The organism is Enterococcus sp. DIV1279b, from assembly GCF_050531515.1.
Taxonomy (GTDB): Bacteria; Bacillota; Bacilli; order Lactobacillales; family Enterococcaceae; genus Enterococcus_D; species Enterococcus_D casseliflavus.
This window is the reverse complement of record NZ_CP172891.1, coordinates 3480452-3493704: the sequence shown is the minus strand read 5'-3', so window position 1 is coordinate 3493704 and position 13253 is coordinate 3480452. Positions and strand designations below refer to the sequence as shown.

General features: G+C 34.6%; 15 protein-coding genes. All 15 read right to left on the bottom strand.

All coding sequences use genetic code 11. The annotated features are described in order from the left end of the window. Position 1: 1 nt before the first annotated feature. Positions 2 to 316, bottom strand: a complete 315-nt coding sequence (locus IGI71_RS16615) for a YdcP family protein (RefSeq protein ID WP_428208186.1) — start codon at positions 314 to 316, stop codon at positions 2 to 4. A 112-nt stretch (positions 317 to 428) separates the two neighbouring features. Then, positions 429 to 3656: a fibrinogen-binding MSCRAMM adhesin Fss3 gene (gene fss3 / locus IGI71_RS16610; RefSeq protein WP_428208187.1), complete on the bottom strand. Its 3228-nt coding sequence runs from the start codon at positions 3654 to 3656 to the stop codon at positions 429 to 431. A 411-nt stretch (positions 3657 to 4067) separates the two neighbouring features. Beyond that, positions 4068 to 5114, bottom strand: a complete 1047-nt coding sequence (locus tag IGI71_RS16605) for a tyrosine-type recombinase/integrase (protein WP_430615982.1) — start codon at positions 5112 to 5114, stop codon at positions 4068 to 4070. A 12-nt stretch (positions 5115 to 5126) separates the two neighbouring features. Then, complete coding sequence (locus tag IGI71_RS16600) at positions 5127 to 5321, bottom strand: DNA-binding protein (protein WP_430615981.1); 195 nt, start codon at positions 5319 to 5321, stop codon at positions 5127 to 5129. Positions 5322 to 5338: 17 nt separating this feature from the next. Further along, the gene (locus IGI71_RS16595) at positions 5339 to 5629 is read right to left on the bottom strand and encodes a hypothetical protein (protein ID WP_061053466.1); all 291 of its coding nucleotides are present in this window, start codon (positions 5627 to 5629) and stop codon (positions 5339 to 5341) included. Further along, positions 5629 to 6432: a rolling circle replication-associated protein gene (locus IGI71_RS16590; protein WP_194195656.1), complete on the bottom strand. Its 804-nt coding sequence runs from the start codon at positions 6430 to 6432 to the stop codon at positions 5629 to 5631. The genes IGI71_RS16595 and IGI71_RS16590 overlap by 1 nt, the downstream gene beginning before the upstream one ends. Before the next feature lie 193 nt (positions 6433 to 6625). Then, positions 6626 to 6868, bottom strand: a complete 243-nt coding sequence (locus IGI71_RS16585) for a hypothetical protein (RefSeq protein WP_061053464.1) — start codon at positions 6866 to 6868, stop codon at positions 6626 to 6628. A 17-nt stretch (positions 6869 to 6885) separates the two neighbouring features. After that, the gene (locus IGI71_RS16580; RefSeq protein ID WP_061053463.1) at positions 6886 to 7200 is read right to left on the bottom strand and encodes a hypothetical protein; all 315 of its coding nucleotides are present in this window, start codon (positions 7198 to 7200) and stop codon (positions 6886 to 6888) included. 100 nt (positions 7201 to 7300) lie between these two features. After that, complete coding sequence (locus IGI71_RS16575; RefSeq protein WP_430615980.1) at positions 7301 to 8713, bottom strand: FtsK/SpoIIIE domain-containing protein; 1413 nt, start codon at positions 8711 to 8713, stop codon at positions 7301 to 7303. Beyond that, positions 8714 to 8911, bottom strand: coding sequence for a hypothetical protein (locus IGI71_RS16570; protein WP_061053462.1), 198 nt, complete (start codon positions 8909 to 8911; stop codon positions 8714 to 8716). 261 nt (positions 8912 to 9172) lie between these two features. Next, positions 9173 to 9436: a hypothetical protein gene (locus IGI71_RS16565; RefSeq protein WP_430615979.1), complete on the bottom strand. Its 264-nt coding sequence runs from the start codon at positions 9434 to 9436 to the stop codon at positions 9173 to 9175. A gap of 61 nt (positions 9437 to 9497) precedes the next feature. Next, positions 9498 to 9827, bottom strand: a complete 330-nt coding sequence (locus IGI71_RS16560; protein ID WP_430615978.1) for a hypothetical protein — start codon at positions 9825 to 9827, stop codon at positions 9498 to 9500. Positions 9828 to 9988: 161 nt separating this feature from the next. After that, complete coding sequence (locus IGI71_RS16555) at positions 9989 to 10474, bottom strand: hypothetical protein (RefSeq protein ID WP_430615977.1); 486 nt, start codon at positions 10472 to 10474, stop codon at positions 9989 to 9991. Positions 10475 to 11710: 1236 nt separating this feature from the next. Beyond that, positions 11711 to 12586, bottom strand: coding sequence for an IS3 family transposase (locus tag IGI71_RS16550; RefSeq protein WP_413118969.1), 876 nt, complete (start codon positions 12584 to 12586; stop codon positions 11711 to 11713). After that, positions 12556 to 13122, bottom strand: a complete 567-nt coding sequence (locus tag IGI71_RS16545; RefSeq protein WP_430599016.1) for a transposase — start codon at positions 13120 to 13122, stop codon at positions 12556 to 12558. The genes IGI71_RS16550 and IGI71_RS16545 overlap by 31 nt, the downstream gene beginning before the upstream one ends. Between the last annotated feature and the right edge of the window lie 131 nt (positions 13123 to 13253).

Below are 13253 nucleotides of genomic sequence, written 5' to 3'. Positions count from 1 at the left end.
CCTATGCTTTCACTAAATCATCAACATACAACACGTAATCGGTAAAGCCCCGATTCTCAATTTCATAGCCTTTGGCAACCAAGTGAGGATTCACAGCTTTTAGCGGTTGATCTTGGTCAAAATCCTTTTCGCCAGCTTCCGCAGCTACTACGACTTCTATATCATCAGCCCGTTGCTTACTGGAGTATAAATGATAACTTCGACCAATCACCGTAGTATTTCGGCCATATCCTTCTGTCAAAATTTCGCCTTCACCGCCATAACTTAACTTCCCAAAGGTTTCGGTCATATCTGGTACAACAAATTTCAATTCCATATTCTCTTCCTCTTTTCATTGTTAGTTTTGGATACAAAAATAGCGCGACCACTTTTTTAGGAGGCGGTCGCGCACGTTGGTTCTTAGGATTTACTTGTTTCATCTCATCACCTTAGTTCCGGCGATTCCATGAATAATACCCGGCAGTCGCAAAGATCAAAGTAAACCCAATGAACAATAACGCATTGGAAGTTTTCTCCCCGGTTTGAGGGAATGCCTTCACTGTAGGACTAGATTCTTGAGAGCCACTTGGAACCGTTGCTGTTTCCGGTTGTTCTGGTGTACTTGGTGTTGTCGGAACTTTTTTGGGCGTTAAAGTTTGAGATTTTTCTTTCAAATCTTCATTGTGTTTTCCATTGATATTCCCATCTTTGTCATAGTTAATTTCTTTGAAGGTAAAACTTGTATCTTCTGGATATTTACTTGTATCTACTTTTTCTGCAAGCACGGTTTTGGTAAATTCCTTGTCATTCACTTCATAATCAATCTTACCAGATTTCCAAATTTCCTTGCTCGAACCATCAGGTAGTAAAGCATACAGAACTGTTTCGAAAGCCTCTTTTGAGCCATCCAGAACATCATGGGTGATCGATACATCATCAAACATATCCACCACATCACCATGAGTAAAGGTCTGAGAACCGTCTTCTAGGTGCGCTTTTGTTTGGATGGAAACATGGCGTTCAACCGTACAATTGACAGTTTGGGCCTGATTATTCAAGCTAGCATCCTTCGCTACTGGATCATCGCCTGCTTCAAAGGCTTCTTTGTTTTCATACACATAGTTGAATAAGACGATTGTTTTGTCTAAAACTTGTTCCGCGGTTAATTTATGCAGAATTTCCCAAGTTCCTGTTTTCTCTTTGTTCGCCAAGGTAGCCGTTGTTTCGGCAATTACCACTGGTTTAGCTTTTTCATCTTTTTCTTGGGCAGCTTTTGTGGCTTCCGCATCAATGGCTTGAGCTACCACATACCAGTCTTTTTTGATTTCATGAAGATTGTAACTCAATTTATCAACTAGCTCGGTAGAATCCAGAGTGGTTAATTCTTTGTCTCCATCTTTCCAAGTCGCAAGGGAAGTCAAGCTATCCTCTTCCTCAGGCAAATCATAGAGCATTAAACGGTTCAAACTAACAGAAAATGCTTTGTTCGTCAGTTTCTCGTAAGGAACGGTCACCGTTTTAATCGGTTGCTTTTGCCCTTTTTCGGTAATAGTAAAGATATACTCACTCTTGGTATAATCCTCTTTATTTTCTTTAAAAGTAGAACGGATTTCTAATGGCGTAATCTTTTGAAAACCTTCTGGGGCTTCTACTTCTTCAAGTAAATAATCGCCATAAGGAAGATTTTCAAACTTGCCATAACCATCAAACCCGAATTGCTCGTTATAAGCTGTGGTCGCTTCATCTTCGGCACCGGTGATCTCATTGGTCCCTTCCAATGGCGACACTCTAAAGGTTAAGTCATTAAATCCAGTTTCGGCAGTGCCAGCGGCTGATCCGGCAAATTTGAAGAAATCAAAACCAAAGCGAATCACTTGTTCTTTTGCCGTAACATCTCGGGTAATCACATCATTTTTTTCGCTATCATCCACCTTTTTGATGGATACAGGATACTTCGTTTCATCCAAGGTATATCCATCAGGTGCTTTGGTTTCTTGCCAGTAATACTCATTAATCGCTAAGTGTTTAACGGCAACTTGATTCTTTTCATCTAAAGTCAAAGTTACGGTTTCATCAGAAGCTTTCGTTCCCTTCAACAATTCTGGTTTAAAGTTCTCGGTCCATTTGACCGCTTTTCCATCCTTAGCAGTAAACAATGTGTATTCAGCACCCTCAAAGGCAGCCTTGCCTTGTGTTTTATCTTCAGTATCTTTGTCTTCTTTTGTCAGAGTGGTTTCCCCAGTAATTTCTTGGTTTTGTCCTTTTACATTACTAGTAACTAGGGCCACGGTTTGATTGGCATACTTCAATTCGACTTTTACTGGTTTAAAGGTATTCGCGAAACCATTACTAGCTTTGGTTTCTGTCACGTAGTAAGTCCCCAATTCTAGCGCATCAGCAATCTCTTTTGGTGTTTCCGCATGACCGTTTTCATCCGTTATCATTTCTTGAACGATTTCACCAGTTGGGCTATCCTTGCGAATGGCAAACGTATTGCCCGCTAAAGAGTAATTATCGTTCCAAAGATCACTCCTTGTTTCAACTCCGGTTTTATCCAGAATGATTTGACCTTTTTCTCGCGTATTTTTTGAAGTCACTGAAATGGTCTCGCCCGCTTTAATCGTAGCGGTCATGGATGTAGTATCAATCGTATAAGGCGCCGGCACTGATTTTTCAGTAATGGTTACCTTTGTACCATGAGGAATCCCATCCAATGTAGCATTCCCTTCTTTATTGGTAGTTATATCTTTTGCGGGTAAGGCTTTTCCAAAATCTAAATGGAAAACTGTTCCCGACACAACGTCACCTGATTCTTTATCAACTTTTTTGATCTTTAAAGAACCCTCTGTTTCCACATCAATTTTGACCGTGTAAGTGTTCGGTTTATCAATCGCCCCAGCCATTAAAGTTTGTTGTCCAGCCATCTTATAGGCGACCGGTGTTCCCGTACCAGCAGATTTCTTAAGCGTCAACACACCACTTTCTTTTGAATTGGTATTTGGGGTGATTATCAACTGATTGCCATTCACACGATAATCAATGTTTGCGGTATTTTCCACAACCTCATCGAACTCTGACAAATTCAGATTATTTGTATCCGTCACAGTAGTCGATTGCCCTAATACTGTTTTAGCCGTACTATTATGGAAGCTTGGTTTCTTCTGATAATCGGCAATGGCTTGATTGATTTTTGCCTCAATGGCTGCGATATTTACGGCACTACCGTCTGATCGTTTTATTGAGTGAAGGGTATACCCATTAACTTCTTGCCAGATCATCTTCTGTGCCACAATATGAGTATCTGCATCTGTACCTACTTTTTTCCATAAAACGGAAACTAATTTGGCTTTATCGGACATATCTGGTAACGGGTTCTTCTCATATCCAGGAGTGAACTCATTGTAAATCGGGACTCCTGGTTCAATACAGAAAATATCTTGTTTCACGCCGTTGTACACTGCATAATGCGGAACAGTGACTTCTGACATTGGACGACCATCACTAAAAGTTCCTTCAACAGCATATTTATGTGCTAAATCTAGTTCTACGGTTACCGTTTGTGGATGGGTAATTTCATCAGCAAATGCAATCGTAGGAGCAATTACTCCAACAATTGCTTGAACAGCCAAACTCAAAATAGTTAATACACATAATTTCTTTTTTTGTTTTTTATACATAAAATGTTCTCCTTTCAAATTAAGCACAAAAAATAAGATGCTCGCTTGAACATCTTTGTTTATAAAGTCTTTTTTAAATATTTATTGACTAAATAGAATGGATTTGAGAATGAATGAGCCTAAAAATTTAATCTAAAATACGAAATATACTGCCTTTAAATTAGAACACATTTTAGAACACAAACATTTCAAATTTAATTAAATATAATAAAATATATTTACGGGAAAACCTTTATAAATCAAGGTTTTTCAAACTTATTCAATGATACGAAGAAAAAACCAGGTCTTAAGAAAGCTCGTAAAGCTTCACAGTTTTCAAAACGTTAATCTTTTTATCGAGAAATACAGAACTCTCACTACTTGTGGGAGTTCTTTTTGTATATTTTGGTGTAAATTGATGTAAATCTATCATCACTTCAAAGAATCAAGTAGTGCTAATGCTTCGGATTCTTGCGAATGTTTCTTCTCAGGCATCAATTCTAAGTAATAATTTTGAGTAGTCAGAATCGAATTATGACCCAGTCTTTTTGATATATAGTCCAATCTGATATTATCATTTGAAAAAAGAAATGAAGCATTAGTATCTCTTAGTCCATGAAATGTAGTTTTCGTAATATCTAATTTCTTTAATAGTTTTGCCAAGTCTGCCGACTGATGAAAACCATCTGTTTCAAATAAATACCCATCTTCTTTTACTTCAACAGTCTTTAGAATTTCATAGATATCCTTATTTATGCTTATATCTCGTTTTGAATGCTTTGTTTTTAAACCAGTGTCAGAACTATGTGGACTAATGGAACGAACAATCATAACTCCATATTCATAGACATCTTCGGGTTTAATTCCTAATAATTCTCCACGTCTTGCACCAGTTTCAAGAGCAAGAAGAACAAGCACCTCAAAATCTGTATCGTGATTTTCTAAAAGATATGAACGTAGTTTTTTTAGTTCTTTAATAGACAATGCTTTATTTCTTTTAGGCATTTCTTTACCACGTGTTTTGACTAAACCTGCAAAATCAGAGGTCAATAAGCCACGACCATAAGTATATCTTAAAGAAGTACGTATTTTTAAAAGCACTTCAGTTGTAGTCTTTCTGGCGTGATTAGAACCGTATTCATCTATTTTAGCTTGGACAACCAAATCATTTAATTCACTTAACTTGATTTTTCCAAATAATTTTTTCACTATTGGAATTGTTCGGGTGTAGTTTAAATAAGTTGCTGGTCTAACATCATTTTTCTTAACTATCTTTACCCAATTTTCAAAGAACTCTGCAAAAGAGTCATTTCTTTTTGCTAAGTCAGTACCATTTCCTTTAGCTATTTCATTCTGCATTGCCCATAACTTTGCTTCAGATTTAGTCTTAAACGTCTTTGTAAGTCGATTGTTTACACCATGCCTATAATTGCTTATTTCAGCTCTGTATGAGTTTCCACGTTTGATAATGGTTGCCACAATCCCAACTCCTTAACATATTGAGTGATTAACAATAAAAATCTCTAATTCTCGTATGGTATATCGCTCCTGTCTTCCAACCATGAACCGTTTCAAATCATCAGAACTTCGAACATATTTATCAAATGACTTTGGATCAATCCCAAGATAATTAGAAGCTTGTTCTCTTGTTAATAGCAAGGGGAATTTATTTTTTTTCTTGTGCATATATACTCTCCTCATCTTCAAATCGATTTTTCATTTATAAAAATCGTATCGGGTTCCCCTAAGATACGTGCTAGGGTATCCTTTTGATTAGATGTCATATCGCTCAGTGAATGGATTTTCCCTGTAATAATTGCCCAATAAAGGGTTGTATCGATAGAACATTGACCGCAGGTTCTAGGACTTAAAACTCGGTAAGTTCCCATTTGGGGAGGATAATCCCATCCATCTCTAAAACCTTCTTCTTCATTATTATATAAACCGATTTTTCCACAATTTTCACAAATATAACGTAGTTTGAGTTTTTTCACTAAAAATCATCCTCAATTCTTATTTTCCGATACCTTACAGGGTTATCGATTAAGTTTCCATCTCTATAAATTTTACTCACATATTTAGTTTCATATAAAATAGCTGAATGTTTAAATTCAAGATTATCTTTCAAGAAAATTTTAGATTCTTCTGGTCGTAGTAAGTTTCTAGAACTTAAATAAGCCTTTTTACCAAAACTTTCTAAAAGTTCTTGACCTATACCTTTTTCAAAATATTTGGTAACATAACGACCACGATTTTCTTTGGAATCTACATCTACTTTATTTATCCGAACAGCACCATGTCCCCATAAGTTTAGAAGCTTTTCATGTGGAACGTAAGGAACTTCAAATAATAGTATATGGGCATGCCATGCCTTCCTTTTTTGACGTTCTAAAACTGCTAAATATTTCAGCTTGCTTTTTTTAGAGCCAAAAATATGATAGTTAAATCTCTTTATAAATGTTTTTAGTAAGGAGTTAAACTTGTCTCTGTCTTGAACATTCTTTTTAGTGGTTAAAGTAAGGAAGGAAGTTTTATCATCAAAATTACAATCTACAATTCTTAACAATTTCCATTTTGCTTCTAGTCTAGTCTTACTCATTCTTTCCAATCTCTTCTTTTGTTCATCATCATTGAGTTCATCAAATGTTCTTCGCTTAGATTTTTCTTTTATACTTTCTATCTGACCAACAGCTTCATCTATTACGGTAATTTCATCTTTAATGAAAATAGGCTTTTCATATTCCCAAATCTCAACATAGGAATTCGTTCGGACTATTTTTTGATTGTAACCAGTCATAAAAATCAGTCCTTCTACAGCGATTTTTCGCCATAAGATTGTTTATATAATAAATAAACTAGGAAGGGAATTTCATTCCCTTCCGTAATACTAAGACTACGGACAAGTACAGTCGTTCCACTGACACGCTTCGCTTGCTCAACTCCGTTGGCAGTCCTGTTCTTGTCCGTAGTTAACTATTACAAAATGAAAGCTAAATATTTAAATTTTGGCACCAGTCCATCAGTTCAGATATCTGTTTTTCGGTGAATCTATATCCACTGTCAATATTGGGTTCTATTTTATAGTACATATCATCTAGTCGAATTAATTTAGCCCATACACCTTCGACAGGCGGTTCAAACCATACTACACCAGAACCATGAACATCAGGTCTTATAACGATAACCATTGATCTAAGAACCGTTTCTAAAATTGGGAAATCTTTTTTTGACATAATATTATTTCTCCTGTCTATTTATTAACTGGTAAAACATCTGTTGAGTTAAACCAAAGCGCACCATTGTATTGCCCAACCTGAAGATTCTCTAATGTAATAGGCATGGTTTTACTATTTTTTAAATCTTGGAAGGCAATAGTAGGATTAAGATTGTTAATTTTCACTTGAATCATTTCCATAAAAAAGTCGCTTGTTTCATCCTGAATGCTGACATTTAACCTGTAAGCAGAAAGTTTTTGTGTTTCTCTATCTAGCACTTCGGAGTAACCTTTTACCGCTAAAAATTTAGTTCCTAATAACTCAGGTTTCAAAAAATCATTTAATTTCATATAATTTCCTCATTTCATTATAGTAGTCATCAGCAAAAGTCGCTGATGTGAATCCGATATTTCAATTGCAATCAGAAGCCCACTGATTACAATCAAAATATCAGATGAAATTATTTGGGTTTGGTTTGATACGATTGACAACATTTCTAAAGTCTTGCTTTGTTTTTATATCTACGAATGGAACTATAGTAATTTCTGGTTCAGTCATGTTCAATCCATCTGCATAGAATAATGCTTCCCCTTTACGACCAGAGAGAGTAGGAACATGTTCTAACTCACACATGCTAAATGCCATTTTTACACGGTCATTTGATGGATTGCCTAAATAAAGAACGCTAGATATTTGATTTCTGATTTCAACAGGTATATTTTCAGCATTCGGGTCTTGTGTACTTAAGATTAAATGGCTTCCGGCTTGACGACCTTTACGAGCAACCAATCCAATATTCTGAATGATTTCATTCCATAGTTCTTTTCCTTGCTTAGAGCTACCACATGAATCTCTGATACTAGCAAGTTCATCGATAAAAAGAAAGTTAGGAGTTAACCCTAAGTCATAAGCATCAGCATTCAAGGCATTACTTTCCTTAATTAGCTCAAATCTCAAATCCATAGCTTCTACAAACTCTCTAGACAGTTTTGCCAAACTTGAAGGAGTTTGACCTACAGAAATGTTACCGTCAATCTCTTCTGATATTATTTCGCCTAGAGAATATAAATCAGCTCCTTTACCGTCTACAATGCTTAGCAAACTATTTGAATCTGTTCCTGAACCTTTAGCTATTGCATTATACAAATACCATTGAAGACCTACCGTTTTTCCTGCGCCTGTGCGTCCATACAATCCTAAATTCGTGTTTGATTTTAATGAGAATCCTTGCTTAGAGGTGAGCATTATGGTTTCAATAGGAATATTATTAAAAGTTTCTTTTTCTATACTGGAAGAGGTGAAAATTGACTGTTCGATATTAATTGCCTCTTTTAAGAAAATGTATTCAACGTAATTTATCGTCTCATTTGTTTCATATAACTGCATAGATAGCTTTGATTCTAAAGACTCTCCAAGCTGATTAGCAATCTTTTGGTATCGGTCGCCATTCTTTTCTATAATCACACGCAATACATCTAAATCTTCTATATACGCCATGCGAATCTCACTCAATAACTGTCCATTCTTCTCCTCATACAAATCATTTTGAAAAATATAGCTTCGAAGTATGGGCTCAAAAGGACGATATTTCGGGAAAAATTTACTTTTTATATACAGTAACAGTATTATCAATATACAAAGCATTAATAACATGATTCCATTACTACCATGGCTATCTTTCAATATATGCAAAGAGCCGACAATAAAAACAAATGCTATTAGTGCCCTTGAAGGTGTAAAAAAGTGACGAATTGAGATTCGAGATTTATACAGCTTTTTCAAACTAACAATATAGAGTTTGCCATACTCGTTTTCCTTTTTTATACGAGTAATGAATTTATTTATCCACACATCTTTATTCAATCAATTACCTTCTTCCTTTTTTATGATAACTAATCCAAAGAGCTGTGAAATAAGAAGCACCACAGAAATTATTAGTAAAGCTTTCAAGGAAAGCATAAAATCATATCGGTGTATTTTTCCCACAAAGCCTGATAAAAAAGCTAATAAGCAAAGCAAAGATAGGCTCAGGGATCGCCATGGATTGTAATCAAACTTCATTATTTTTCACCTTCATTCTTAGAAAAATAGATAGTTCAATTATCAAGTAAATAGTTGCTACAATTGCAAACACTACTAGGGAACGGCGTATATCATAACCAACATATAAAAACTTATAATATCCGCGATCTAATGTTGCATTGAAATTTATCTGAGGCTGCAACGTAACCCCGCTAATTGCGGTCAATATTAAAAAAATATTTATAACCACTAGCTGATACACATTCTGATAAATATTTTTCATTTTTATTTCCATTCCTTTCAAAGTTCATCGATAATTTTTATTTCTACAATTTCAGTAGTCTCTCTTATAGTCAAATTTCCTAAGCCAAGAGGTTCCAATGCAAATATTGCGGGCTTTCCAAGTGTCAATTGTAAAATCTTATCTATTCTGATCCTCTCTCCATCTTTTCTTAATACGCTTGCTTCTTGTGAAGGAACTCTCTCAAGCCATTTTTCTTTATCGGTATCTAATATTTTGTATATTGAACCTGAAAAAGTAGTAATAAGATATAATTTCCCCATCGATAATACCTGCCTTTCAAGTTTAGCAAGAGGGAATAAATCCCCCCTGCATTTCAAAAAATTAACGGTAACTAGTGAAGAGATGTGGTAATTTACCTTTATCAACAAAATCTTCAAGCATGGATTTACCATTAAAATAAACTTGTTGAGAGTGAAAATAAAAGGCAACTAATTTTTGCGTGTATTCATCTTGAATACGTGAAGTTAAACCTAATGACTTGATCAAATGTGCATATGCTTCGCTGTAAACATCACTTTTAGTTTTATCAGATAAATTGAGTCTTGCTTTATCTGCTACATACGCACGTTTTTCAGATGTATTAAAAATATGATTCATTTGTTGTACTTCATTTTGAATTTGAAGTGGGTAATTTGTAAATTGATTATTCATTTTGTTCTCTCCTTTGTGTGGTTAGTTTTTTATTTTGCTGTATATAATTGATGGTGAAGCTCTTATGCACATATAAGTATCCTCCTTTTTAGTTTTTAAGTCGTACTCTTTACGACATTGTAGTTAAAAATTATGAAGGTTTATGGAAAAAACCTTCGTAATCAACTATCTAAAACGCCTAAGTACTTAGCATAAGCAAAGATTATAACTTTGATGACGTATGACATTTTTACAACACGTACCATATCCTCTTTCATAAAGTCTTTTTGATATTGTTGTAACCGAACAATAACTTCGTTTTCTAAATATAATTTTGGAGTCAGTGAACCAACATCAATATCCAAATTAAATTTGTACTTCTGCATTTCGTCATCAATTTTATGCCAATCCTTTGAAGTATAATTCCAAGTGAAGTAACATGCTTCTTCGATAATACTAGAAGTAGATACCTTTAATATATTAGTAATTGAGACATTAGAAAGAATCGGGTCTTTATCAGTAAGATAATTTTTAATGAGTTTTTCAATCTCATCAAGTTCAGTTATTGAAATACTATCACTCATTCTATCTTGAACTTTACTATGTATTTTTTCAATACAAAGTTTAGCTTCATAGGAAAGGCGAATGTTTAAGTATTGTCTAGTCAAATTCACGACCTCCTGACATTTTGTCGTACTCATATTGACATATTACGTCACATTTAATCTTTTTGCAAGCTCAAAGTGTAAAATGGTGTAAAATAAATCAATATTGATGAAAATCCAACCATATTTATCTTTTTTATATGACATGAAATACTGATAATAAAGGATATGCATGTATAAGTATTACTTTAAATTTTCTTTGTTATTGCTCAAAACGTTAATTGCTGGAGTCGTTGCGAATATAGTATGGGACAGAGATTGCTCAAAAATCCAGTATCATTCAATTAAACATTCGGGACATTTTCCATTTTTGGAAGGTGTCTTTTAATATTACTCTAAGTCAAATAGAGTTAATTTTATGAGATCATTCAAAAGAAATGCTTCTATGCTTTCTTTTTCTTTGCTCACTTGATAACAAAAAAAATCTGTTGAATCTAGTGATGATTGAGAAGTAATATCAAAAAAAGGTTCATGTGTTGTTTATAAGGTAATACCAAATAAAAAGCTTAAACACTATAATTTTTAATATAGATAGGACTAATGGTTCCTTACAAGTGACTATAAACAATAGTGTGGCCTATCAAAGAGTAGAAGGTGATACCTTTTTAGATAAACTAAATGAACATAGAGAATTGATGATAACTAAAGGAACCCCAGAAGAGGATATCAACATTATTCCAAATTATCCGAACGATGAAGACATCAACCAATCTTTTTTTCAAAATATGGTTTGGAGTTAGCCGAAATTACTTTAGATATTTGTGGTAAGGTAATAAGTTTATTATCTTTTCTGAAAAATTAAGAATGAACAAATTTGACTAGACAATAGGCTCATTTACATGGATTAAAAAGTTTGGATTAGCTACATTTCTTAATTTATTTTGGCTCTCATGTATTTTGATTGAAAAATAATCTCATTGATTCCAAATTGATTGAAATCTCCTGAATTTTTGAAATATTTATCGTTCTGTATCCGTCACTAGTGAGGGAATTTGAACCTTTTTTAAATTTTTTACAATCGAACCAGGTCTCAAAGAAGTGCTTAAAGCATTACAGCTTTCAAAGCAATAACTGTGGATGCGTTGCAAATTTACTCGCATATCAATACAGTAAAACTAGCAAAGAGTAATAGAAATCTAAACATAAAAAAAGAAGTACTCAAAAATGTAGTGACCCCAAAAAGTTAGACTTTTATGGAGTGGAGAAATCCACTCCTTTTTTGTACGATAAGATTAACTGTTAGACAGCTGTTTTTACAGCTTCTCGAAACTGAACCGGACTTCGCCAATTTAATTTCTTTTTGATGCGTTTATGGTTGTAATAATAGATATATTGGTCAATTTTTGTTTTCAATTCATCTAAACTCCGATAGACTTCTCCATGAAAAATCTCTTGCTTTAATAAACCAAAGAAGTTTTCCATAGGTGAGTTATCTAAACAATTCCCTTTACGAGACATACTCTGGAAGATTTTATGCTGCTTCAATTTATTCTTATAAGCATTCATTTGATAGGCCCATCCTTGATCTGAATGGAAGGTTCTACGAAATGGACAATCATTTGTCATCTGGATTGCTTCTTCTAATCCTTCCATTATGGCTAGTGCGTTTGGTTTTTCAGAAATCCGATAAGATAGAATTTCACTATTGTAGAAATCCATGAAAGGATCTAAATACAGCTTTTTCTGACGAACGACACCTGCGGTGTCTACTTCATAATACTTAAACTCTGTGGTATCAGTTGTAATTTTTTGGTGACAGATATTTGTATAAAACCGACGATGAATACGATTTTTGGCGACAGTACCAACCTTCCCACGATAAGAATTGTACCGTCGAGATTTTCGAGTGTAAGACTTTACTTCGATACCTAGTTTTTTTATCAGACGTTGAATCTTCTTTTTATTGACATGAATCCCTTGATTCTCTAATTCTTTTTTTAGTCGCAGACAGCCATAGTCTTTATGCTCTTTGCGAATTTCAAGCATTTTTTCTTCAATTTCTTGGTCTGGGTTTGGTCTGTCAAACCGTTTCTGCCAATACATATAGGTTGCTTTAGGAAATTTCAATGTTTCAAGAAGCTCAACTAGTTTGAATGATCCTCGGAGGCTGGCGATGATTCGTGCGATTGATTCTTGCGTCTTTGCTGGGCTTCCTGTTTTCGCAGCTTCCTCAACTCTTTTAAAAAGGCATTCTCAATTTGAAGGGATCGGACTTGCTTTTCTAATGCCTTGATACGCTCGCGTTCTTCAGTTGTTGTATTTTCTTTTTTGTTTTCTTTTTTTCTAGTCAAAGTAAGTGGTCGCCCTTTCTCTTTTGAGAGCCCCTCAATACCTGCTTCTCTGAAATTACGCATCCAATTGGCAATAAGCGCAGGGTTGTTCATTTCTAAAGTGCTAGCAACTTCTCGATAGGACATCTCACTTGTTTGATATAACTCTAGCGCATTTAACTTAAATTGAACAGAATATTTCTGATTTTGATGCTTTCTCAATAGACCTTCCTCTCCGTATTCACGATAGGCATTCACCCAATCACTTACTTGAGACTTGCTTGAAATACCGTATTTGTTGGCAAGATACCGATATCCGCCCACGCCACTAAGATATTCTTTAACGATTTTTAGTTTTAATTCAAAAGGATATTTTGCCATACAAATAACGACCCCCAAAAGTTAGATTTTTTGGTCTAACTTTTGGGGGTCGCTTCAAAATGATTTATTTTGAGTACTTCTTTTTTTATGTATTGATATCTTGCTTCTCTCGCAGCTTTTCAACTAGAAAT